Source organism: Streptomyces iakyrus, assembly GCF_000717055.1.
Taxonomy (GTDB): Bacteria; Actinomycetota; Actinomycetes; order Streptomycetales; family Streptomycetaceae; genus Streptomyces; species Streptomyces iakyrus.
This window is the reverse complement of sequence record NZ_JNXI01000006.1, coordinates 247,981-269,968: the sequence shown is the minus strand read 5'-3', so window position 1 is coordinate 269,968 and position 21,988 is coordinate 247,981. Positions and strand designations below refer to the sequence as shown.

The 21,988-nt window shown below is 70.2% G+C and carries 20 protein-coding genes and 2 pseudogenes; 14 read left to right on the top strand and 8 right to left on the bottom strand.

Annotation, left to right across the window (positions count from 1 at the left end):
• Positions 1-118 precede the first annotated feature (118 nt).
• From OO68_RS13080 to OO68_RS13025, 12 genes and pseudogenes are all read left to right on the top strand, one after another.
• Complete coding sequence (locus OO68_RS13080; RefSeq protein WP_033308465.1) at positions 119-580, top strand: PhzA/PhzB family protein; 462 nt, start codon at positions 119-121, stop codon at positions 578-580.
• A 44-nt stretch (positions 581-624) separates the two neighbouring features.
• On the top strand, positions 625-1,797 hold the full coding sequence (locus OO68_RS13075; protein ID WP_106974330.1) for a 3-deoxy-7-phosphoheptulonate synthase: 1,173 nt from the start codon (positions 625-627) through the stop codon (positions 1,795-1,797).
• A 112-nt stretch (positions 1,798-1,909) separates the two neighbouring features.
• Positions 1,910-2,533 carry an isochorismatase family protein gene (locus OO68_RS13070; RefSeq protein WP_033308464.1) on the top strand — a complete coding sequence of 208 codons (624 nt, stop codon included), beginning with the start codon at positions 1,910-1,912 and terminating at the stop codon, positions 2,531-2,533.
• A complete protein-coding gene (locus tag OO68_RS13065) occupies positions 2,530-4,452 on the top strand; it encodes an anthranilate synthase family protein (RefSeq protein WP_078625274.1) in 1,923 nt (640 codons plus the stop codon). The genes OO68_RS13070 and OO68_RS13065 overlap by 4 nt, the downstream gene beginning before the upstream one ends.
• Before the next feature lie 30 nt (positions 4,453-4,482).
• On the top strand, positions 4,483-5,649 hold the full coding sequence (gene mvk, locus OO68_RS13060; protein ID WP_329503639.1) for a mevalonate kinase: 1,167 nt from the start codon (positions 4,483-4,485) through the stop codon (positions 5,647-5,649).
• On the top strand, positions 5,639-6,682 hold the full coding sequence (gene mvaD / locus OO68_RS13055) for a diphosphomevalonate decarboxylase (RefSeq protein WP_033308462.1): 1,044 nt from the start codon (positions 5,639-5,641) through the stop codon (positions 6,680-6,682). Before mvk ends, mvaD begins: the two co-directional genes overlap by 11 nt.
• A complete protein-coding gene (locus OO68_RS13050) occupies positions 6,679-7,803 on the top strand; it encodes a phosphomevalonate kinase (protein WP_033308461.1) in 1,125 nt (374 codons plus the stop codon). Before mvaD ends, OO68_RS13050 begins: the two co-directional genes overlap by 4 nt.
• A complete protein-coding gene (gene fni / locus OO68_RS13045; RefSeq protein WP_033308460.1) occupies positions 7,793-8,884 on the top strand; it encodes a type 2 isopentenyl-diphosphate Delta-isomerase in 1,092 nt (363 codons plus the stop codon). Before OO68_RS13050 ends, fni begins: the two co-directional genes overlap by 11 nt.
• Positions 8,885-8,922: 38 nt before the next feature.
• Positions 8,923-9,942 (top strand): hydroxymethylglutaryl-coenzyme A reductase family protein, encoded by a 1,020-nt coding sequence (locus tag OO68_RS13040; protein ID WP_403551838.1) that lies wholly within the window; start codon positions 8,923-8,925, stop codon positions 9,940-9,942.
• Between the two features lie 3 nt (positions 9,943-9,945).
• A complete protein-coding gene (locus tag OO68_RS13035) occupies positions 9,946-11,121 on the top strand; it encodes a hydroxymethylglutaryl-CoA synthase (RefSeq protein WP_033308458.1) in 1,176 nt (391 codons plus the stop codon).
• Positions 11,122-11,179: 58 nt separating this feature from the next.
• Entirely contained in the window at positions 11,180-12,157 is a 978-nt protein-coding gene (locus OO68_RS13030) for a 3-oxoacyl-ACP synthase III family protein (protein ID WP_033308457.1), read from the top strand.
• A gap of 130 nt (positions 12,158-12,287) precedes the next feature.
• Positions 12,288-12,605, top strand: a pseudogene (locus tag OO68_RS13025) (3-deoxy-7-phosphoheptulonate synthase); the annotation flags it as partial.
• Between the two features lie 135 nt (positions 12,606-12,740).
• Here the strand turns inward: OO68_RS13025 and OO68_RS13020 are convergent.
• The 5 genes from OO68_RS13020 to OO68_RS13000 are packed head-to-tail and all read right to left on the bottom strand — an operon-like array spanning position 12,741 to position 17,163.
• A complete protein-coding gene (locus tag OO68_RS13020) occupies positions 12,741-13,874 on the bottom strand; it encodes a tryptophan dimethylallyltransferase family protein (RefSeq protein ID WP_033308455.1) in 1,134 nt (377 codons plus the stop codon).
• Positions 13,871-14,770 carry a phytanoyl-CoA dioxygenase family protein gene (locus OO68_RS13015; protein ID WP_033308454.1) on the bottom strand — a complete coding sequence of 300 codons (900 nt, stop codon included), beginning with the start codon at positions 14,768-14,770 and terminating at the stop codon, positions 13,871-13,873. Before OO68_RS13015 ends, OO68_RS13020 begins: the two co-directional genes overlap by 4 nt.
• Positions 14,771-14,772: 2 nt before the next feature.
• On the bottom strand, positions 14,773-15,231 hold the full coding sequence (locus tag OO68_RS13010; protein WP_033308453.1) for a lasso peptide biosynthesis B2 protein: 459 nt from the start codon (positions 15,229-15,231) through the stop codon (positions 14,773-14,775).
• A gap of 1 nt (position 15,232) precedes the next feature.
• Positions 15,233-15,484 carry a lasso peptide biosynthesis PqqD family chaperone gene (locus OO68_RS13005; RefSeq protein WP_078625271.1) on the bottom strand — a complete coding sequence of 84 codons (252 nt, stop codon included), beginning with the start codon at positions 15,482-15,484 and terminating at the stop codon, positions 15,233-15,235.
• Positions 15,478-17,163 (bottom strand): asparagine synthase-related protein, encoded by a 1,686-nt coding sequence (locus tag OO68_RS13000; RefSeq protein ID WP_033308451.1) that lies wholly within the window; start codon positions 17,161-17,163, stop codon positions 15,478-15,480. The genes OO68_RS13005 and OO68_RS13000 overlap by 7 nt, the downstream gene beginning before the upstream one ends.
• Between OO68_RS13000 and OO68_RS46250 the strand changes: the two genes are divergently transcribed.
• Entirely contained in the window at positions 17,149-17,316 is a 168-nt protein-coding gene (locus OO68_RS46250; RefSeq protein ID WP_157852707.1) for a hypothetical protein, read from the top strand. The genes OO68_RS13000 and OO68_RS46250 overlap by 15 nt on opposite strands.
• A 137-nt stretch (positions 17,317-17,453) precedes the next feature.
• On the opposite strand, the gene OO68_RS45405 is transcribed toward OO68_RS46250, so the two are convergent.
• Together OO68_RS45405 and OO68_RS12995 are read right to left on the bottom strand one after the other, a co-directional pair.
• Positions 17,454-17,576 carry a lasso RiPP family leader peptide-containing protein gene (locus OO68_RS45405; protein ID WP_106974329.1) on the bottom strand — a complete coding sequence of 41 codons (123 nt, stop codon included), beginning with the start codon at positions 17,574-17,576 and terminating at the stop codon, positions 17,454-17,456.
• 254 nt (positions 17,577-17,830) lie between these two features.
• Entirely contained in the window at positions 17,831-18,811 is a 981-nt protein-coding gene (locus OO68_RS12995) for a COX15/CtaA family protein (protein ID WP_245236957.1), read from the bottom strand.
• A gap of 105 nt (positions 18,812-18,916) precedes the next feature.
• Between OO68_RS12995 and OO68_RS47565 the strand changes: the two are divergent.
• Positions 18,917-19,040, top strand: a pseudogene (locus OO68_RS47565) (transposase); the annotation flags it as partial.
• Between the two features lie 176 nt (positions 19,041-19,216).
• On the opposite strand, the gene acnA reads toward OO68_RS47565, so the two are convergent.
• On the bottom strand, positions 19,217-21,934 hold the full coding sequence (gene acnA / locus OO68_RS12990; RefSeq protein WP_033308450.1) for an aconitate hydratase AcnA: 2,718 nt from the start codon (positions 21,932-21,934) through the stop codon (positions 19,217-19,219).
• Positions 21,935-21,988: the final 54 nt, after the last annotated feature.

Sequence of the window (21,988 nt, the reverse complement as noted above, 5' to 3'; positions counted from 1 at the left end):
CGCCGGTTTCCGCCCGGGCATTCCCCGGCAGACCCACGGCGGCGCGGTGGTCGACAAAAACGCGCGCACGATCAGCATGCAGCTCCGACCACCCGAGCAGTGGAAAGTGAGGCCGCCCATGTCCGACGACAATGAGGTACGCGACCACAACCGTGCTGTCGTCGCGCGGTATATGAACACCCGTGGCCAGGACCGCCTTGAGCGGCACCTGTTGTTCACCGAGGACGGCACCGGCGGCCTGTGGACCACCGAGACCGGCGAACCCATCGTCATCAGTGGCCGGGACCGGCTCGGCGAGCACGCCGTCTGGTCGCTGAAGTGCTTCCCGGACTGGGCGTGGATCAACGTCGAGATCTTCGACACCCAGGACCCCAACCGGTTCTGGGTCGAGTGCGACGGCGAGGGCAAGATCCTCTTCCCGGGCTATCCGCCGGGGCACTACAGCAACCACTTCCTGCACTCGTTCCTGTTCGAGAACGGCAAGATCAAGCAGCAGCGCGAGTTCATGAACCCCTGCCAGCAGTTCCGCGCACTGGGCATGGAGGTCCCCACGGTCCGCCGGGAGGGTATCCCGACCTGACGCCCTCCGCCCGACCGTCGATCCTCGAGCCCACAGGGGAGACCGTGCGTACGACAGTCCAGGACATCCACGCGTCAACGGCTCTTCAGCAGCCCCAGTGGGGGGACCCCGGCCCGGTAGAGCGAGTACGGGACACCCTCAGCGCCTCTCCACCGCTGGTCACCGCCGACGGAGTGGCACGACTACGGCGGCTGCTCGCCGACGTGGCCGCGGGCGCGGCACACGTCCTCCAGGCCGGCGACTGCGCCGAGGACCCGGCGGAGTCGACGCCCCATCACGTCCGGCGCAAGACGGCGCTGCTGGACGGCCTTGCCGACGCCGTGGCCACGGTCACCGACGCACCCGTCATCCGGATCGGGCGCCTTGCCGGGCAGTTCGCCAAACCCCGCTCCAAGCCGGTGGAACAGATCGGTGACATCACCCTCCCCGTCTACCGCGGTCACATGGTCAACGGACCGGAACCCGACCCCGCCGTCCGGCGCCCGGACCCGGAACGCATCCTCACCTGTTACCGGGCCGCCCAGGACGTCGTACGCGAACTCGCCGCGGTCAACGCGGGCCGTCAGGACGCCGAGCGGGTGTGGACCAGCCACGAGGCGCTGCTGTTCGACTTCGAATTACCGATGCTCAGGCCGGCGGGAGCCGACCAGATGTTCCTCGGCTCCGCGCACCTGCCGTGGATCGGAGAGCGGACGCGTCAACCGGACGGCGCCCACGCCCGGATGCTCGCCGGCATCGTCAACCCGGTCGCCTGCAAGGTCGGCCCGGGCGCCACGATCGAGGACATCACCGCCCAGGCCGCCCGGCTCGATCCGGCACGGGTGCCCGGTCGTCTCGTCCTGATCGCCCGGATGGGCTCCGGATTCGTCTCGCGCCGACTGCCCCCGCTGGTGGAGGCGGTACGCGCGGCCGGGCACCCCGCGATCTGGCTCTGCGACCCCATGCACGGCAACACCATCACCAGTCCCGACGGGCACAAGACCCGGCTGCTGGACGCGATGATCGCCGAGGTCGAAGGCTTCAGTGACGTCATGGCCGCGGTCGACGGCGTCAACGGCGGGCTGCACCTGGAGACGACCCCGGACGACGTCACCGAGTGCGCCGCCGACGTCTCCGAACTCGGCATGGTGGGCGACCGGCACACCACGTTCTGCGACCCCCGGCTCAATCCGGGACAGGCCCTGCGTCTCGTCATGGCGTGGGCCAGGACTCTGTGAGCGATTCCGACGCCGACGCGGTGCCGGGCACGTCAGCGCACCCGGGTGGCGCCGCGGGCCCGTTCCCCTCTCCGGACCTCGTCCCCACCGTCTTTTGAAAAGGAGCCGACTCGTGGTTGGCATACCTGCCATCGCCCCGTACGCCATGCCGACGGCGGACAGCCTGCCGGCCAATGTGGCCGACTGGACACCGGACCCCGGTCGCGCGGCTCTGATGGTTCACGACATGCAGCGCTTCTTCCTGCGTCCGGTGCCCGACCTGCTCCGCTCCCAGCTCACCCATAACGCCGCGCTGTTGCGCAAGCGGGCCGCGAGCCTCGGAGCCCCGGTCGTCTACTCGGCGCAGCCCGGCGGGATGACGCAGCAGGACCGCGGGCTGCTGCGGGACTTCTGGGGCCCGGGCATGCGCACCTCTCCCGAGGACCGGGAAGTCGTGCCGGAGCTGGCCCCCACCGAGGACGACTGGGTGCTGACCAAACGGCGCTACAGCGCATTCTTCCGGTCCGGTCTGCTGGAGAGGATGCGGGCCGAGGGGCGCGACCAGCTCGTGTTGTGCGGGGTCTACGCCCACATCGGTGTACTGGCCACGGCGATCGACGCGTTCAGCAACGACATCCAGGTGTTCCTGGCCGCCGACGCCGTCGCCGACTTCTCCGCCGAGCAGCATCGACTCACGCTGGACTACGTGGCCGGCCGATGCGGAATGGTCACCCTGAGCGCAGAGGTGTTCGAATGACCGCCGATCTGCTCGACCGGCTGCTGGCCATGCCCGCACCACCCGACTTCGCGCTGCTGCACCGGCCGGAGACGAACACCCCGGGTACGGTCGACGTCCTGCTGGGTGATGTCTCGCACCCCACCTCGCTGGCCGGCCTGCCCCTGCCCGATCCGGAGGGTCCGCCGGACGCCACGACCCATGACGCACTGATTCTGGTGCCCTACCGGCAACTCGCCGAGCGGGGCCTCGCCGTTCCGGACGACGGGGCGCCTCTGATCGCCCTCACCGTCCGGGAGCAGGCCGTCCTGCCGATGCCGGACGTCCTCTCCCGGCTGCCCGACACCCCGGTCGCCCTGTCCGGGCACCATTTCGACCTGTCCGACGAGGAGTACGCCGACGTGGTGCGGCACGTCGTGGCGGACGAGATCGGCAGCGGCGAGGGGGCCAACTTCGTCATCAAGCGCACCCTGCTGGCGGACGTCGCCGGCGAGTCGGCGCACGCCGCGCTGGCCGTCTTCCGGCGGCTGATCGCGCTGGAGCCGAGTGCCTACTGGACGTTCGTCGTCCACGTGAACGGCCGGGCGTTCGTCGGAGCCACCCCGGAGCGCCACATCTCGGTGCATGAGGGCCACACCGTGATGAACCCCATCAGCGGCACCTACCGCTACCCGCCCGGCGGCCCGACCCTGGACGGCCTCACCGCCTTCCTGAGGGACCGCAAGGAGACCGACGAGCTGTACATGGTGCTCGACGAGGAGCTCAAGACGATGTCCCGCATCTGCGAGGACGGCGGCCGGGTCACCGGCCCCTTCCTCAAGGAGATGGCGCGGCTCGCCCACACCGAGTACTTCATCGAGGGCCGTACCCGCCGGGACGTACGGAAGGTCCTGAGCGAGAGCCTGTTCGCGCCGACCGTCATGGGCAGCCCGGTGGAGAGCGCGGCCCGGGTCATCGCACGGCACGAGCCCCAGGGGCGCGGCTACTACAGCGGAGTCGCCGCGCTCATCAGCCGCGAGCCGTCGGGCAGCCGGTCGTTGGACTCGGCCATCCTGATCCGCACCGCCGACATCGCGCCGGACGGACGCCTGGCCATCGCCGTCGGGGCGACCCTGGTGCGCCATTCGTCCCCGGAAGCGGAAGCGGCCGAGACCCGGGCCAAGGCGGCCGGACTGCTCGACGCGCTGGGCGCGGATCCCGGCACGGGGCCGGCACCGGGGCCCAGCGGCATCCCGGCACCGGCCGCCCCTCGGTTCGCAGACCATCCTGTGGTGCGCGACGCCCTGCGCAGCCGCAACACCGGCATCGCCGACTTCTGGCTGGCGTCAACGGCCGCCCGGTCGCTGACCGTTGCCGCGCTGGAGGGGCTGAAGGTCCTGGTGGTCGACGCCGAGGACACCTTCACCGCGATGATCGTGCAGCAACTGGAAGCGCTCGGGCTCACCGCGGAGGTGCTGCGCTACGACGAGCCGTACGCCCTCGACGGGTACGACCTCGTCGTCATGGGGCCCGGCCCGGGTGATCCCCTCGCCGGCGACGATCCGAAGATCGCGGCGCTGAACGCGGCGATGGCGAGGCTGCTGGACGAACGGATCCGTTTCCTCGCGGTCTGCCTGAGCCACCAGGTGCTCAGCCTCAGACTCGGCTTCGGCCTGGTGCGGCGAACCGAGCCCAACCAGGGCGTGCAGCGCGACATCGACCTCTTCGGCCGGCGCGAGCGGGTCGGGTACTACAACACCTTCGCAGCCGTCAGCCGCAGCGACCACCGCGACGTGCCCGGGGTGGGTCGGGTCCGGGTCAGCCGGGATCCGGCCAGCGGGGAGGTGGACATGCTGCGCGGCCCGCACTTCGCGTCGTTCCAGTTCCACGCCGAATCGGTGCTGACCGTCGACGGGCCCCGGCTGTTCACCGAAGCCTTGAGGGCGGTGCTCGACCGGTGAGGCTCCGCGATCGCCGGATGGCTCCTTCTTGTGCCCGATCATCCGGTGCTTCTCGCCGCTGCCCCTGCGCACCTCGCAGTCACCGAACCCGACCCGCTCCAGCGGTGTGACGCGGGTGTCGTCGTCCCAGTCGGGGGGCGATGCACCCACACAGGAAAACGACAATGGGAGTTGAGCGCGTTGACTCTACCGACTTCGGCAGAGGGAGTGCCGGACAACCGCCGAAGCCGCTCAGTCGGTATTGGGCGTGCCCACGGGAAGGCCATTCTGCTGGGCGAGCACGCGGTCCTCTACGGGGCACCGGCACTGGCTCTGCCCGTTCCGCAGCTGGCTGTCACGGCGAGTGCCGGGTGGTCGTCGCACGCCCCCGCCGACGCGGGTGACGTCTCCTTCACGATGACCGGATCCGCGTCGGGACCCGTGGTGACACAGGCCGCCGACGGCCTTCAGCGGCTCGTGACCGAGTTCAAGAAGACAACGGACGTCGCCGAGTGCCCTCATCTCGATGTGATCGTCGACTGCGCGATCCCGTCCGGCCGCGGACTCGGTTCCAGCGCGGCGTGCGGGCGGGCGGTCATCCTGGCTGTCGCCCAGCTCTTCGGCCGCGAACTCGACGCGGACGCGGTGTTCGACCTGGTGCAGACCGCCGAGAACGTCGCTCACGGCAAGGCGAGCGGTGTCGACGTGGTCGCCACCGGCGCGTCCTTCCCGCTCCAGTTCACCGCGGAAACCGTGCGGGAACTGCGGATGGGAGCCGTCGGCGAGGGCTTCGTCATCATCGCGGACAGCGGCGAGTTCGGCAGCACGAAGGACGCGGTCGAATTGCTGCGCGGCGGGTTCCAGCGCGTTCCCGGTTCGCAGGAGACGTTTGTACGCCGTGCCTCGAAGCTGACCCGCACAGCCGTAGGTGACCTCGCGGACGGCCGCGTGGACGACTTCGGCAAGCGGCTGACGGACTACCACGAGCTGCTCAGCACCGCGGGCCTCAGCACCGGCCGGATCGACGCCTTGGTAGACGCCGCGCTCGCGGCGGGCAGCCCCGGGGCCAAGATCACTGGCGGCGGCCTGGGGGGCTGCATGATCGCCCTGGCCCGCGAGCCGGAGCAGGGGCGAGAGATCACACGACGGCTGCACGCGGCAGGAGCGTCGCAGACCTGGGCCGTGCCACTCGGAAGGTTCGCCAGCCATGCGCCTTGACCACCCGGCCGCCCCGAACAGTCCGCACGAGCGGCCTGCCGCAGGGCACGCCACCGCGGTCGCCCATCCGAACATCGCGCTGATCAAGTACTGGGGCAAGCGTGACGACCACCTCATCCTGCCCGCGTCCGACAGCCTGTCGATGACCCTGGACGTCTTCTCCACCACCACCACCGTCCGGCTGGCACCCGAGGCCGCGGCGGACCAGGTGACCCTCAACGACACCCCGGCGGCCGACGAGCCGTACCGGCGGGTCACCGCTTTCCTGGACCTGGTACGAGAGCGGGCCCGCCGGGCCGAACGGGCCGTAGTGGACACCCGCAACACCGTCCCCACCGGAGCGGGTCTCGCATCCTCGGCCAGCGGATTCGCCGCTCTGGCCGTCGCCGCTACGGCCGCGTACGGCCTGCGGCTCGACGCCACCGAGCTCTCACGCCTGGCCCGTCGGGGCTCGGGGTCGGCCTCGCGCTCGATCTTCGGCGGCTTCGCCCTCTGGCACGCCGGCCGGGGAACGGGAGCTGACGCGGACCTGAGCTCGTACGCCGAGCCGCTCCCCGTCGGGGATCTCGACGCCGCGCTGGTGATCGCGATCGTCGACGCGGGCCCCAAAGCCGTGTCCAGCCGGGTGGGTATGCGGCGGACCGTCGAGACCTCACCGCTCTACCGGCCCTGGGTCGAGTCGAGCAGGGCCGACCTCACCGAGATGAGGGCGGCGCTGCTCCGGGGCGACCTGGAGGCGGTGGGGGAGATCGCCGAGCGGAACGCGCTGGGCATGCACGCCACGATGCTGGCGGCCCGTCCGGCGGTGCGTTACATGGCACCGGCCACCCTCGCCGTGCTCGACAGCGTTCTCCGGCTCAGACAGGACGGTGTCGCCGCCTACGCGACCATGGACGCCGGCCCGAACGTCAAGGTCCTCTGCGCAGGCGCGGACGCGGACCGGGTGGCGCGGACACTCCGCTCCGTGGCGTCGCGGACGTACATCGCCCGGCGCGGACCCGGCGCCTGCCTGCGGACCGAGGACGGCCGATGACGCACCGTGGACCGGTCGTGCGGCACGCACCGGGCAAGCTGTTCGTCGCCGGTGAGTACGCGGTGGTGCAACCGGGCACCCCGGCCATCCTGGTGGCGGTCGACCGGCAGGTCGGTGTCACCGTGGCCGGTGCCGGTTCGGGCGACGTCACCGTCACCTCCGACCTGTGCCCGCAAGGGGCGCGCCTGCGCCGCACCCGGGACGGGCTCACCGCGTTCGATGCGGACGACGAGCAACGCGCGCGCACCAGCCTTGCCCACGTGGTGTCGGCGATCGACGTGATGGACGGTCTGCTGACCGAGCGCGGGCTGACTCCCCCCGCCCTGCGCATCTCGGTCAGCAGCGGCCTTCACACCGGGGGAACGAAGTACGGTCTGGGATCGAGCGGTGCGGTGACGGTGGCGACGATCGCCGCCGTCACCGACTACTGCGGCCTGGACCTCACCCCCGAGGCACGCTTCCGGCTGGCCATGCTGGCGACAGCGAGGCTCGACGCCAAGTCCTCCGGCGGTGATCTCGCCGCCAGCACCTGGGGCGGCTGGATCGCCTACCAGGCACCCGACCGCCTCGCCGTGCTCGAACTGGCCCGGCGGCGCGGCATCGAGGAGGTGCTGCGCGCGCCGTGGCCGGGCTTCGGACTGCGCCGTCTGCCCCCGCCCCGCGGGCTCACCCTGGAGGTCGGCTGGACCGGGGAGCCGGTCTCCACCGGATCGCTGGTGTCGCGCCTGGACACCGGCGGCGGGGCGGACGGCGCGGGGTACCGGGACTTCCTGACCCGCTCCACCGCCGTTGTGCGCGCTTGCGTCCAGGCGCTTGAGCGAGCGGATCACCGGGAGCTGCTCCACCAGATCAGGTGCGCCCGGCAAGTGCTGACCCGGCTGGACGACGAGACCGGACTCGGCATCTTCACGGACAAGCTGACGGTGCTGTGCGACGCCGCCGAAGCCGTCGGCGGTGCGGCCAAGCCTTCCGGCGCCGGAGGGGGCGACTGCGGCATCGCGCTGCTGGACGCCGGTGCGCAGAAGGACATCTCACAGATGCGGGCGCGGTGGGCCGCTGCCGACGTGGTGCCCCTGGAGCTTGCCCCCGCCGACGAAAGGAACATGAGCGATGAGCGCTGAACGCAAGGACGACCACGTCCGGCTCGCTGTGAAGCAGCAACACGGGCACAGCGGACACAACCAGTTCGACGACGTGTCCTTCGTCCACCACGCCCTGGCGGGCGTCGATCGCTCCGATGTGTCGCTGGCCACGAGCTTCGCCGGCATCGAATGGCAGGTACCGCTGTACATCAACGCCATGACCGGCGGCAGTGAGATGACCGGAGCCATCAACCGGAACCTGGCCATCGCCGCCCGCGAGACGGGCGTGCCCATCGCGACGGGGTCCGTGAGCCCGTACTTCAAGAACCCGGACACGGCGGAGACGTTCAGTGTGATGCGCAGGGAGAACCCGGATGGGTTCATCATGGCGAACATCAACGCCACGACCTCGGTCGACAACGCGCGGCGGGCCATCGACCTGGTGCGGGCCGACGCCCTGCAGATCCACGTCAACACCATCCAGGAAACAGTGATGCCGGAGGGCGACCGATCGTTTGCCTCCTGGGGGCGGCGGATCGAGGAGATCGTGGCGGCTGTCGGCGTTCCGGTGGTGGTGAAGGAGGTCGGATTCGGTCTGAGCCGCGAAACCGTCGCGCTGCTGGAGAAGTCCGGCGTGGCCGTGGCCGATGTCGGCGGCAGCGGAGGCACGAACTTCGCGCGTATCGAGAACGGCAGGCGCGAGCTCGCCGACTACGCGTTCCTCGACGGCTGGGGACAGTCCACTCCCGCCTGTCTGCTCGACGCGGGCGGCGCGGGGATCCCGCTGCTCGCCTCCGGCGGTGTGCGCGACCCGCTCGACGTCGTTCGTTCCCTGGCGCTCGGCGCGGTCGCCGCCGGGGCATCCGGGCGGTTCCTGCGGACCGTGGTCGACGACGGCGTCGAGGCGCTGGTCGCGCAGCTGACGACGTGGCTCGACCAGATAGCGGCGCTGATGACGGCGCTGGGGGCGCGGACTCCGGCCGAGATGGCCAGCAAAGATGTGCTGGTCCACGGCGCGCTGCGCTCGTTCTGCGAGGACCGGGGGGTGGCGACGGGCCGGCTGGCCACGCGTTCGGGCTCCCCCGACACCATTCATCGGACGATCGGAAGCATACGGTGAACAACACACAGGAAATCGCAGGGGTCCCGATGGCGTGGGTGGGGCCATTGAGGATTTCGGGGAACGTCGCCACCACCGAGACCGAGGTGCCGCTCGCCACCTATGAGTCGCCGCTGTGGCCCTCCGTGGGGCGCGGAGCGAAGATCTCCCGGCAGACCGAGCAGGGCATCGTCGCCACGCTCGTCGACGAACGGATGACTCGTTCGGTCCTCGTCGAGGCCGAGGACGCGCAGACCGCGTACGCGGCCACCCGGCAGCTCGACGAGCGGTTCGACGAGTTCGACAAGATCGTGCGCACCTGCAGCAGGTTCGCCCAGCTGATCGGTATCCGGCACGAGATCACGGGCAACCTGTTGTTCATCCGCTTCGAGTTCGGCACCGGCGACGCGTCGGGGCACAACATGGCCACGCTCGCCGCCGACGCGCTGCTGTCGCACATCCTGCAGACGATCCCGGGGATCTCGTACGGGTCGATTTCGGGAAACTACTGCACCGACAAGAAGGCGACCGCGATCAACGGCATTCTGGGCCGCGGCAAGAACGTCGTCACCGAACTACTGGTGCCACGCGCCGTGGTCACGGACATGCTGCACACCACGGCCGCCAAGATCGCCGAGCTCAATGTGCGCAAGAACATGCTGGGGACGCTCCTGGCCGGCGGCATCCGTTCGGCAAACGCGCATTACGCGAACATGCTGCTCGGCTTCTACCTGGCGACCGGTCAGGACGCGGCCAACATCGTCGAGGGCTCGCAGGGTGTGACCGTGGCGGAGGACCGCGACGGGGACCTCTACTTCTCCTGCACGCTGCCCAACCTGATCGTCGGCACCGTCGGCAACGGCAAGGGGCTCGGATTCGTCGAGGCCAATCTGACGCGGCTCGGCTGCCGGGACGAGCGCGAGCCCGGCGGCAACGCACGTCGGCTCGCCGCCATCTGCGCCGCCACGGTGCTCTGCGGCGAACTGTCGCTGCTGGCGGCACAGACGAATCCCGGCGAACTCATGCGGGCGCACGTCCTGATGGAACGCAAGAACGAGACGCAACAGATCGGGGTATGAGTCATGACGCAAGACGCTGCCATAGGAATACACGATCTATCGTTCGCGACGACTGAGTTCGTCCTGACGCACCAGGCCCTGGCGGCCCACGACGGCACCGACATCGGCAAGTACCACGTGGGGATCGGCCAACAGTCGATGAGCGTGCCCGCGGCCGACGAGGACATCGTCACCATGGGGGCGGCCGCGGCCGCCCCCATCACGGCCCGGCACGGCACCGATCAGATCAGGACGGTGGTCTTCGCGACGGAGACCTCGATCGACCAGTCGAAGGCGGCTGGTGTGTACGTTCACTCACTGCTCGGATTGCCCTCCTCCGCACGCGTCGTCGAGATCAAGCAGGCCTGCTATGCCGGGACGGCGGCGCTGCAGTTCGCCCTGGGCCTCGTCCGCCGCGACCCCTCGCAGCGCGTCCTCGTGATCGCGAGTGACGTCTCGAAGTACGACCTGGGCAGTCCCGGTGAGCCGACCCAGGGCGCGGCCGCGGTAGCCATGCTGATCGCCGCCGACCCGGCACTCGTGCGCATAGAGGACCCCTCGGGCCTCTACACCGCCGACGTCATGGACTTCTGGCGGCCGAACTACCGTGACACCGCGCTGGTCGACGGGCACGAGTCCATCAACGCCTATCTGCAGGCCCTGGAAGGCAGCTGGAAGGACTACATCGAGCAGGGCGGCCGCGCTCTGGGCGAGTTCAGCGCGTTCTGCTACCACCAGCCCTTCACGAAGATGGCCTACAAGGCCCACCGTCACCTGCTGCACGTCTGCGGCCATGACACCGACGCCGCTGAGATCACCCGCGCCATCGGGCACACGACGGCCTACAACACGGTCGTGGGCAACAGCTACACCGCGTCGATGTACCTCGCCCTGGCCTCCCTGCTCGACCACGGGGAAGACCTGACGGACAAGGCCATCGGCTTCATCAGCTACGGATCCGGCAGCGTCGCCGAGTTCTTCGCGGGGACTGTTGTGCCCGGTTACCGGGAGCACCTGCGGACCGCCGAGCACCAGGAGGCAGTCGCGCGGCGAAAGCCGGTCGACTACGCGCGCTACGGGGAACTGCACGAGCGGTCCTTCCCGGCCGACGGCGGCGACCATCCCGTGCCGCGGGAGACCAGCGGACCCTACCGGCTGGCAGCGCTGTCCCGCCACAAGCGGATCTACGAGGTGCGCTGAGCGCAGAGGGCCTGCCCGGGCCCGGAATCCACATCCACTCCGAAGAGAGGACAGTCGCATGACTGCCGTCGGAATACTGGGCACCGGTTCGTACGTGCCGGACCGGATCGTCTCCAACGACGAAGTCGGCGCGGCTGCCGGTGTCGACGACGCCTGGATCACCCGTAAGACCGCTATCCGCCGGCGTCGCTGGGCCGCCGCGGACCAGGCCACCTCGGACCTGGCCACCGCGGCGGCGCGGCGCGCACTGAAGTCGGCCGGCATCACCGCCGGCCAGCTGTCGCTGATCGTGGTCGCCACCTCCACGCCGGACCGGCCGCAGCCGCCCACAGCCGCCTACGTCCAGCAGAACCTCGGTGCGGCCCACGCCGCGGCGTTCGACGTCAACGCCGTCTGTTCCGGCGCCGTGTTCGCCCTCTCCACGGCCGAGGCCATGGTGGCCAGAACGGGAGGGCACGCGCTGGTCATCGGCGCCGACCTCTACTCGCGCATCCTCAACCCGGCTGACCGCCGAACGGTGGTCCTGTTCGGCGACGGCGCCGGTGCGCTGGTCGTGGGACCGGTACGTCAGGGCGTCGGCATCCGGAAGATCGCCCTGCACACGTTCGGTGAGCTCTCGGACCTGATCCGGGTACCCGCGGGCGGCAGCCGTCTTTCCTGCGACCCCCGGGCACACGACTCCGGTCTCCACTACTTCACGATGGACGGGCGTGGGGTACGCCGATTCGTCGAGGAGCACTTGCCCCAGCTGGTCAAGCAGTTCCTCCACGAGACCGGCGTCGTGCCCGCCGACATCGCCCACTTCGTCCCGCATCAGGCCAATGGTGTTCTGCTCGACGAGGTCATGGCCGAACTCGGCCTGCCCGGGGCGACCTTGCACCGGACGCTGACGCACTACGGCAACACCGGAGCCGCCTCCATACCCCTCACCCTGGACGCGGCTGCCCGCGCGGGCAGCATCCGCCCCGGTGACCTGATCCTCATGGCCGGCTTCGGCGGCGGCATGGCAGCCGGCCTCGCGCTGGTCGGCTGGTGACGCGCAAGACTCGCCATGCGCCCCGGGACGTTGCGGGGACGACCGGGCCTCCCCGTGGTGGCCATGGGGTGCATGGCGGGCCAGTACGCCTGGCCGAGGTCGTCGGACGCGAGAACACACCCGACGGCGAACGAGGTCCAGGTCCGTGCAGGCAGTCCTCGACGAACCGACCGCGTTCGTCCGGATAGTGCGCGCCCACGGGGCATGGCCGGGAGGACTCCACCTGGAGATGACCCCGGAATCCGTCACCGAATGCGTCGCGCGCTCCGCCGACGTCCGGACGGCTGCCCTGAACCTGTACCGCTCGCCCTGTGACCCGCACCTGAACGCCGAGCTCAGGTCGGGCCCTGCCGCAGCGTTGAGGGGCGCGGCACCGTGGGCGGAGGTCGTGGAGCCGGACCGGCGGGAGGTCGGTCTCCGCCGTACAGCGCGACGAACCGCCGTGTGACGTCGGCGGGGTGGAGCACCTCGCGGGTTCGCGTGAACCCGCCGACGTGACAGGAGGTCCGGGTGCGGGGCCGTCGGGACGTCGGCTACTCGGAACCAGTGATCGCAGCCGGCCACCGTGCTGACGGGTAGCGCCTCAGCGTGGCCTCGCATGTGGCGCTGCGGCGAGCGGTGTGGGGAAGGCCGAGCGGGCGGCTTCCACGGCGGCTGCCGAGATGTAGAGAGTGAACGTCTGCTCCTTCCGCAGGAGTTTCGTCCCCACCCAGTGGAAGGGGTTCTCCGGGCCGCCCGCAGGCGCGGTCTCTGCGCACTGGGCGACCAGGCGCTCCACCTGCCGGAACAGGCCCGGTGCGAGGGCGGTGCGCAGACGGTCGGTGATGTCCTCACGGCGCGGGGCGTAGTGGTTGCTGGGGAGGTACACCGTGGCGTCGTCAGGGCGGTCGGGCCGGCGCGAGGTCATGCTCCAGCACAGGGTCGGCCGCAGCCCGGCCCCCGCGAGCGCCGCCGATCCGTCGACGGCCATGTGCTCCACGAAGTCCGCCGCGGCACGGCCCGCCGCGTCCGACAACGCCGATGTCCGCGCGGCGAGTTCGGCGGCGGAGCGCTCGTGCACCGTGGTGTAGAACTTGACCCGGGCGTCGGCGGACTCCTGGAGGTCGAGCGCGAAGACCGCCGGCATGAGGGCGGCGACGCCCGCCGGGTCGTGCCGTCGCACCCAGTCCCACGCGGGGCCGTGGCCGAGCCGGTGGAGGGCCTGACCGATCAGCTCCTGGTGCTGTCCGGTGCCGGCCGCGAAGGTGTCGAAGTAGACCTTGACACGGTCGATCCCCTGCGCCGCTGTGGACGCCGCCAGGCACATGCCGAACGACGCCTGCCCGCTGCGGGGCCGGAAGTGGTCGCCGAGATCCCGGGCCCGGTGCAGGTGGGCGAGGCCTCGCCGTTCGAGTTCCGCGAGGGTGTGCCGGCCCGCGTCCCAGCTCGCCTCCGCGGTCGTCGTACCCGCCTCGGCCAGCGGCCGGTAGAAGAGCCGGACGTCGACGCGGTCGCCGCTGAGCACCAGCGAGTACTCGAACGGGGCGGGCGCGCCGGGCTGCCCAGGCTCGGCGGGGCCGCGCGTGGAGCGGTGGCCCCAGCCGCCGAAGAGCACCGACACGGTCTCCTCGGCGGACGCGTCGAAGGCTGGGCCCAGTTCGAAGACCTGCCCGAGGTGTCGGAGGCCGCCGACCGCCTGCTCGGCGTAGCCGGGCAGGGCCCTGGCAGCCGGGGTCATGAGGCCACGCGCGCCGGCAGGTAGGGCTCGACGTCGATCCCCGGGTACATCTCCGACAGGTGCTTGATGGTCTCTTCGGTCCAGTAATCGTCGCCGGGAGGCGGGAAGCCCAGCAGATGACGCTGGCGCGGCTCCAGCTCGATCATCAGGTCGCGGAAGGTGCCCCAGTCGGGGTGCGCCGGGCGCAGCGACCACAGGTGCTTGTCCGTCCAACGGGCCTGCGCGCCGTGGATGTTGAAGAACAGGGCGAGTCGGCGGCCGAGGTGTTCGTGGTAGGCGGAGCCCCGGTGGACGATGTCCCCCACGAACAGCAGCAGGGAACCCTTGCCGGCCACGACGGGACGCTCCCGCTCGTAGAGCTCGGGGTACGCCTCCTTGCTGTAGGCGCCGGTGCCCTCGGGGGTGAGCAGCGGAACGCCGAGGTGCGCGGCGCGGTCGACGACGTAGGTCGGAGCGGTGTCCTCCGTCACGTCGGTCAGGTAGAGGATGCCGTACACGCGCTGGTAGACGCCGTCGGCGCGGGGGTGCACCAGGCTGCTCGCCGCCCAGGCATCGTTGTGCAGCCTCTGGTCCTTGCTCTCGCCGTACGCCGTCCCGTACTTGGCCTGGATGAACGAGCTCGTCATGCGCAGGTCGGTGGTGCCCAGCAGTTCCTCGACGACGCTGATCACGCGGAGATCGAGGGGGTGCCGGTTGAGGGCGTTGCTGGTGAAGGGGAACGGGACCGCGTGCTTGAGGGCGGCCACGTCGTCCGCGGTGCTGTCGTCGGCCTCGGGGTCGGGGAAGTACGTCTCGATCGCCGCGACGGCCTCGGTCAGGGCATCGCCCGTCAGGAAGTCGGGGACGAGTGCGTATCCCCTGGTCGCCAGCTCTGCCGCGATGCTCTTGGGGTCCATGGTCACTTTCCCCTCCCGGTGGGGTGGTTCGCTCGGCTCCGCCTTGTGTGGGGGCAGGAGATGACGATGTTCTTCTGGAAGGCGTCGAGCCGCAGTGACTCGCCGACCGGCCGCCCGTCGACCTCGATCCAGGCGTGCGCCGCGAAGGGCATGAGGCTGACGCCGGAAACCCAGTCCGGCCAGCTGCCTCGCAGGCGGGCCAGGACCGCCGCCGCGACCGACCGTTCCAGGCAGTACTGGCCGGCGGCCCGGCGGCTGACCGAGACGACGTCGCTGCGTGCGCGCAGGGCCTCGGCCTGGGTGGCGGGCCGGGCGCCGCGGCTCAGCCGCCGCAGTGCCCACTCCATCCTCGCCGGGCTCAGGGTGATGAGGAGGCGGCCGGCCGCGACCGCCAGCAGTGGGAGCGGCCTTCTGTGCAGGGGCAGCGGGGTCCGCGGCTCCAGCGTCATGGGCAGTGTCATGTCAGACCAGTACTCCCGTAGTCCGCATGGTGGTGATCAGCTTCTGGACGTCGTCCGGGATCCGGTCCGCCGCCTTCGGGTACCGGGCCTGGAGCGCGCTCACGACGGCCGCCGTGGACTGCCCGGCGGAGAGCATCTCGAAGACCGTGACGGCCATCGGGTTGAGCCGGAAGTACGTGCCGGACTTCTTGTCCAGCAGCACGGCCGCGTCCTCGTCCTTGGTGAGGACCACGTGGGGAGAGATTGTCAGCATGGGAAAGCCAGTCGTCCGTTCGTGAGTCGTCCGTTCGCGAGGGGCCCGTCCGCGAGGGGCCCGTCCGGCCGGGCGTCCGGCGCCCCGGCCGTCACCGGCCGCGGGGCCGTGATGTGTTCGGCGACGGCCCGCATCCAGGCCTCCGCGGCGACGGTCAGTTCCAAGGCGTTCGTCTCGTACTCCGGGCGCATGGTGTCCCGGATCGTCGACCGCAGCCGGTCGATGTCCACCAAGCCGTGCTCGGCGAGGAGCGAGTCCTCGAACAGGCCGAGGAGGGCCTTGCGGTTGCGGGCCAGCCCGCGGTGGACCGACATGCTGAACTCGCCCTTGGTGGAGCGGGAGAGCGCGGTCTTGGATGCGTCCACCCGCATCGCGGCCTTGAGCGCGGGCTTGAAGCCTTGGCCCGGCTGCGCCTCCGCACGGGAGATCGCCAGCGCGGCTTCGAGCACCTTGTCGTCCATGTACGGAAGCGACAGCAGGATGCCCTGGTGCTGCATGAGCGCGCGCAGCGGGCCGAGCCGCTGGCCGCCGATGCGGTGACCGGCGACGCAGGTGTGCACCGAGCGGGTGGGGGCCTGTGGGGTGCGGCCCGAGTCCCCGGCGTGGGCGAGCGAGCGGATCGCCTCGGCGCCCGCGCCCGTGGACCAGGGGGTCACCCGCAGCCGCGGCCCCCAGTCGACGGTCGGGCCGGTGGTGTCCGGGCGGGGCAGGTGCAGGCTGCGCAGCTGCTCCTCGAACCAGCCGGTGTACGACTGCTGCCGTGCCAGCGCGCGCAGCACGGACGGCAGGGTCCAGCGGCGCAGCCGGGCCAGGTCGCGTATGCCGCGGACGGCCTTGAGGGGGGATGTCGCGTACAGGTCGCTGAAGTAGGAGGGCGCCACCGTGAACAGTTCGTCGCCGCCGAAGCCGCCGATGTGCACGGTGGCCCCGGTGTCCGCGAAGATCCGCGACATGGCGATCTTCCGGGTGCGGTTGCGGATCAGGGTGTACGGCTCGCCGAGCCCGTAGGGCACCGACTGGACCAGTCCTTCGGCGGGGTCCCAGATGCCGTCGTACGGGCCGGGGACGTCCTCGGGCCGCAGGACCGTCAGGTCACGGCCGATCTCCCGGGCGGCGATGGCCGCCCAGTGGGCGTCGTCGTGGTTCGGGTCGATGGTCTGCTCGACGAAGGACTGGAAGGGCGCGCCCTGTTCGGCCATGAGGAAGCAGAGCGATGTCGAGTCCATGCCGCCGGAGAGGTCCGCGGACAGGCCGTCGGCCGTGGCGACCCGGACGGCGACCGCCTCGTCCAGCGCGGCCCTCAGTCGTGGAGCGCCTTCGCGGATCGGCAGGTCCGAGGGCGGCGGCGTCCACCAGGTGGAGCGCTCGATCCGGTCGCCGGTCACGCGCAGTCGCTGGTCGGCGGGGAGCCGGCGCACGCCGGTCCAGTAGGTGCCCTCGGTCAGTCCGTAGTCGAAGCCGGGGTGGACCATGCCCCAGGCGACCATCTCGATCCGTGGGGTGCTGCCGGCCAGCCGGGCCAGGATCTCCGCCGAGTCGGACACCGCGTAGGGCTCGGTGTCCCGCGGCTGGGCGTAGTACACCTGGCGCAGGCCGGACGCGCTGCCCTGGACGTACAGGGAGCGGCCGTCCGTGTACAGGACGTGGAAGCTGCCCGCCAGGGCGTGCGCCGCGGCCATGAGGCCGTCGACGTCGTCGTGGCGGTCGAGAAGGCGTGCCAGACGCCCCGCTTCGGCGTCCGTCTCTCCGAAGAGCGCGAGACGTCTGGCACCGGCTTCCGCAACGATCAGGCGCGCATGCGAGACGTCGGCGACGACCCACGTCCGGCCTGATGCATAAGTCAGTTCTGCGGTGTCATCGGCTATTCCAGCGAGACCCGGGAATGCACCTTCGACGTTTTCTGGGAAAGCGACGAACCACGACGCACCCACGGCGTCCCCCTTTCCTGGCCGAATAACATGTGCCGTTATCAGATGATGGCTACGCCCTCACCGTCATTGCTGGCCCAGCCGTACCACATGGTGAGTTCGGAGAACTCGCCGACGGGCAGCATCTCGGGCGCCTCGTATTCAACGATCTCGTTCTCGATCATTTTTGCACTCCTTTCTTTGAAGAGTCGACAGGAACCTTAACCACGGCTCCGTGCACGAAGCAAGGAAGTTTTTTTGGGGACGAATTTCGCTCCCGGGCCGGAAATCGCAGGTTTAGAGGCGGGGTGGCTGGAACGAACATGTGCGGTTTTCGGCCAATGAAAGAAAGGTGGTGACCGGCCTCGTTGGAGGCGGTCACCACCTGAGGTGGGACGGGAGTGATTCGCTCGCGTGTCCGATTATGATCGTCAGGACGTCATCGAGCGGGCGTCGTGCTGGGGTGCCGGGGCCGCGTTTCGGTCTGGTCGCCCGGCACTGGTTGGCTGGAAGATGCCGCCGCGACCGTGAGATACACCTGCAGGGCCCCGGCCCAGACGAGCGCCGATCCCAAGAGGTGGAGGGTGACGGCCAGTGCGGGCAGGCCGGTCAGTGACTGCACCAGCCCGACGGCTCCCTGCGCCAGCACGGCCGCCAGGAAGAACACCGTCTTGCGGCGGGCCTCGGCGAAGCCGTCCCTGGGCAGGGCGTACAGCAGGTAGCCCGTGACCCCCAGGACCGCGGCGGCCAGCAGCCCGTGGGCGATCGTCACCACCGTCCAGTCCAGGGGCATGCGGGGCACGTCGGAGGAGTCGCCCGCATGCGGCCCGGAGCCGGTGGCGAGGGTGCCGACGACCACCAGGAGGGCGTTCGCGGCGAGCAGGGCGGCGGAGGCGGTACGGCAGGACGGCGGCAACGCGGCCGGCGGTGGCCCGGTCTCCCCGTGGCGGCGGGCCTGGTACCAGGTGATCACCGCGGTCGTGAGCAGCAGCATCGCGGCGAGGAAGTGGGCGGCGACGATGTACGGGCTCAGCCGCATCCAGACGGTGATGCCTCCGACCACCGCGTTCAGCACGACGACCCAGAACTGCGCCCAGGCGCCGCGCAGCACCGTCGGCATCGGGTTGCGCTGCAGCCGGGCCGTGATGATGACCCAGCCCACGACGGCGCACAGGACACCGGTGAGCAGCCGGTTGCCGAACTCGATGACACCGTGCAGTCCCATCTCCGCCGTCGGTGCCAGGGTGCTGCCCGTGCACGTCGGCCACTCCGGGCAGCCCAGGCCGGAGCCCGTGACGCGGACGATGCCGCCGGTGACGACGATGGCGATGCTGGCCACGACCGAGGCCAGCGCCGCCCGTTGAACGCTGCGCGGCCCGAGCGAGTACCGGCCCGCCAGCCAGGAGAGTGGTGTCTGCACGACGGTCCCTTCCGTGCTCTGGTGCTTCGGGCGCCAGCGTATGTGCCGGGTCAGGGAGGGCGGCCCGATCCGGACAGGGTCCCGCCGCGGGCGGGCACTGCCGTCATCGTCTGCACCACGAACGCGATCGAGTCCGTGAAACGTCAGGATCCGGCGGGCGGTCAAGGCCCGTGGGTGCTTCCCGAACGAGACCGCCGCCTTGAAGTGCGTCTACATGGCCATCATGAGCGGCCGGCTCTCCGCAGCCCGCCAGTAACCCCAACCACCCTGGTTACGCCGCTCGTTTGCATGACAGCAAGCGCCCCGCCAGGCCGAAGCCTGACGGGGCGCTTGTGCGAGACTCCGGTGTGACCGCCGGGAGCGGCGAGTCAGCGACCAGATCCTCTGGTATCCGAGCCGATCAGCTCAAGAACCGACAAGCTGGCGAAGCACGTACTGCATGATGCCGCCGTTGCGGTAGTAGTCCGCCTCGCCGGGGGTGTCGATGCGCACGACCGCGTCGAACTCGACGCCGGTGTCGGTGGTGACCTTCACCGTGCGCGGGGTGGTGCCGTTGTTGAGCTCCTCGACACCGGTGAAGTCGAAGGTCTCCTCGCCGGTGAGGCCGAGGGACGCCGCAGACTGACCCTCCGGGAACTGCAGCGGCAGCACGCCCATGCCGATGAGGTTCGAGCGGTGGATGCGCTCGTAGGACTCGGCGATGACGGCCTTGACGCCGAGGAGCGCGGTGCCCTTGGCGGCCCAGTCGCGGGACGAGCCGGAGCCGTACTCCTTACCCGCCAGGACGACCAGCGGGATGCCCTGCTCGATGTAATTGCGGGAGGCGTCGTAGATGAAGGAGACCGGCCCGCCGTCCTGCGTGAAGTCGCGGGTGTAGCCGCCCTCGGTGCCCGGCGCGATCTGGTTGCGCAGGCGGATGTTGGCGAACGTACCGCGGATCATGACCTCGTGGTTGCCGCGGCGCGAGCCGTAGCTGTTGAAGTCGCGGCGCTCGACACCGTGCTCCGTGAGGTACTGGCCGGCCGGGGTGTCGGCCTTGATCGCGCCGGCCGGGGAGATGTGGTCCGTGGTGACCGAGTCGCCCAGCTTGGCGAGCACCCGGGCGCCGGAGATGTTCTCCACCGGGGCCGGCTCGTGGGCCATGCCCTCGAAGTACGGGGGCTTGCGGACGTAGGTCGACTCGGCGTCCCACTCGAAGGTGTTGCCGGTCGGGATCGGCAGCGCCTGCCACTGGGCGTCGCCCGCGAAGACGTCGCTGTAGGACTTGGAGAACATGTCCTCGCCGATGGCGTTGGCGACGACGTCGTTCACCTCGGCCTCGGAGGGCCAGATGTCCTTCAGGAAGACCGGGTTGCCGTCCTGGTCGGTGCCCAGGGCGTCCCGGGTGATGTCGACCTTCATGGAGCCGGCGAGCGCGTAGGCCACGACCAGGGGCGGGGACGCCAGGTAGTTCATCTTGACGTCGGGGTTGATGCGGCCCTCGAAGTTCCGGTTGCCGGAGAGGACCGAGGTGACCGCGAGGTCGTGGTCGTTGACGGCCTTGGAGACCTCCTCCGGCAGCGGGCCGGAGTTGCCGATGCAGGTGGTGCAGCCGTAACCGACGAGGTTGAAGCCGACCTTGTCGAGGTAGGGGGTCAGGCCCGCCTTCTCGAAGTAGTCGGTGACGACCTTGGAGCCGGGGGCGAGGGTGGTCTTGACCCACGGCTTGCGGGTCAGGCCCTTCTCCACGGCCTTCTTGGCCACCAGGGCGGCGGCGACCATGACGTACGGGTTGGAGGTGTTGGTGCAGGAGGTGATGGCGGCGACCGTCACCGCGCCGTGGTCGATCTCGTACGAGGTGCCGTCGGGGGCGGTCACGGTGACCGGGTTGGACGGGGCGCCGTTCGGGATCGTCGAGGGCGCGTCGGAGCCCGGGAAGGACTCCTTGCTGGCCTCGTACTCGTCGTTGACGTAGTTGCGGACGTCCTGCTTGAACTGCTCGGCGGCGTTCGCGAGGACGATGCGGTCCTGCGGGCGCTTCGGGCCGGCGATGGACGGGACGACCGTGGCCAGGTCGAGCTCCAGCTTCTCGGAGAAGTCGGGCTCGGCGGCCGGGTCGAGCCAGAGGCCCTGCTCCTTGGCGTAGGCCTCGACCAGGGCGAGCTGCTGCTCGCTGCGGCCGGTGAGCCGCATGTAGTTGATCGTCTCGTCGTCGATCGGGAAGACCGCGGCGGTGGAGCCGAACTCCGGAGACATGTTGCCGATGGTGGCGCGGTTCGCCAGCGAGGTGGCGGCGACGCCCTCGCCGTAGAACTCGACGAACTTGCCGACGACGCCGTGCTTGCGCAGCATCTCGGTGATGGTCAGCACGAGGTCCGTGGCGGTGGTGCCCGCCTGGAGCTCGCCGGTGAGCTTGAAGCCGACGACGCGCGGGATCAGCATGGAGACCGGCTGGCCGAGCATGGCGGCCTCGGCCTCGATGCCGCCGACGCCCCAGCCGAGGACGCCGAGGCCGTTGACCATGGTGGTGTGCGAGTCGGTGCCGACCAGGGTGTCCGGGTAGGCCTTGCCGTCGCGGACCATCACGACACGGGCCAGGTGCTCGATGTTCACCTGGTGGACGATGCCGGTGCCGGGCGGGACGACCTTGAACTCGTCGAAGGCGGTCTGGCCCCAGCGCAGGAACTGGTAGCGCTCCTTGTTGCGGCCGTACTCCAGGTCGACGTTCTGCTTGAAGGCGTCGTTCGTGCCGAACTTGTCGGCGATGACGGAGTGGTCGATGACCAGCTCGGCCGGGGCGAGGGGGTTGATCTTCGCCGGGTCGCCGCCCAGCTCCTTCACGGCCTCACGCATGGTCGCGAGGTCCACGACACAGGGAACGCCGGTGAAGTCCTGCATGATCACGCGGGCCGGCGTGAACTGGATCTCCTGGCTGGGCTGGGCCTGCGAGTCCCATCCGCCGAGGGCACGGATGTGGTCGGCGGTGATGTTCGCGCCGTCCTCCGTGCGGAGCAGGTTCTCCAGCAGGACCTTGAGGCTGTAGGGCAGGCGAGCCGAGCCCTCCACCTTGTCCAGCCGGAAGATCTCGTACGACTCGTCGCCCACCTGCAGCGTGCTGCGGGCGTCGAAGCTGTTCGCCGACACGACAGTCTCCTTCATTGATGTGCGCGTACCACCACGATCCTGCCGCCACGGCAT

Excerpts from the sequence above, each read along its gene's own strand:
- OO68_RS13010 (WP_033308453.1), bottom strand. The coding sequence starts at position 15,231 with ATGACACTGCCCATGACGCTGGAGCCGCGGACCCCGCTGCCCCTGCAC.
- mvaD (WP_033308462.1), top strand. The coding sequence starts at position 5,639 with ATGCGCCTTGACCACCCGGCCGCCCCGAACAGTCCGCACGAGCGGCCT.
- OO68_RS13050 (WP_033308461.1), top strand. The coding sequence starts at position 6,679 with ATGACGCACCGTGGACCGGTCGTGCGGCACGCACCGGGCAAGCTGTTC.
- OO68_RS13000 (WP_033308451.1), bottom strand. The coding sequence starts at position 17,163 with ATGGCCGCGGCGCACGCCCTGGCGGGCAGCTTCCACGTCCTGTACACG.
- fni (WP_033308460.1), top strand. The coding sequence starts at position 7,793 with ATGAGCGCTGAACGCAAGGACGACCACGTCCGGCTCGCTGTGAAGCAG.
- OO68_RS13035 (WP_033308458.1), top strand. The coding sequence starts at position 9,946 with ATGACGCAAGACGCTGCCATAGGAATACACGATCTATCGTTCGCGACG.
- OO68_RS13020 (WP_033308455.1), bottom strand. The coding sequence starts at position 13,874 with ATGACCCCGGCTGCCAGGGCCCTGCCCGGCTACGCCGAGCAGGCGGTC.
- OO68_RS13080 (WP_033308465.1), top strand. The coding sequence starts at position 119 with ATGTCCGACGACAATGAGGTACGCGACCACAACCGTGCTGTCGTCGCG.
- OO68_RS13030 (WP_033308457.1), top strand. The coding sequence starts at position 11,180 with ATGACTGCCGTCGGAATACTGGGCACCGGTTCGTACGTGCCGGACCGG.
- OO68_RS13005 (WP_078625271.1), bottom strand. The coding sequence starts at position 15,484 with ATGCTGACAATCTCTCCCCACGTGGTCCTCACCAAGGACGAGGACGCG.
- OO68_RS45405 (WP_106974329.1), bottom strand. The coding sequence starts at position 17,576 with ATGATCGAGAACGAGATCGTTGAATACGAGGCGCCCGAGATGCTGCCC.
- OO68_RS13065 (WP_078625274.1), top strand. The coding sequence starts at position 2,530 with ATGACCGCCGATCTGCTCGACCGGCTGCTGGCCATGCCCGCACCACCC.
- OO68_RS13015 (WP_033308454.1), bottom strand. The coding sequence starts at position 14,770 with ATGGACCCCAAGAGCATCGCGGCAGAGCTGGCGACCAGGGGATACGCA.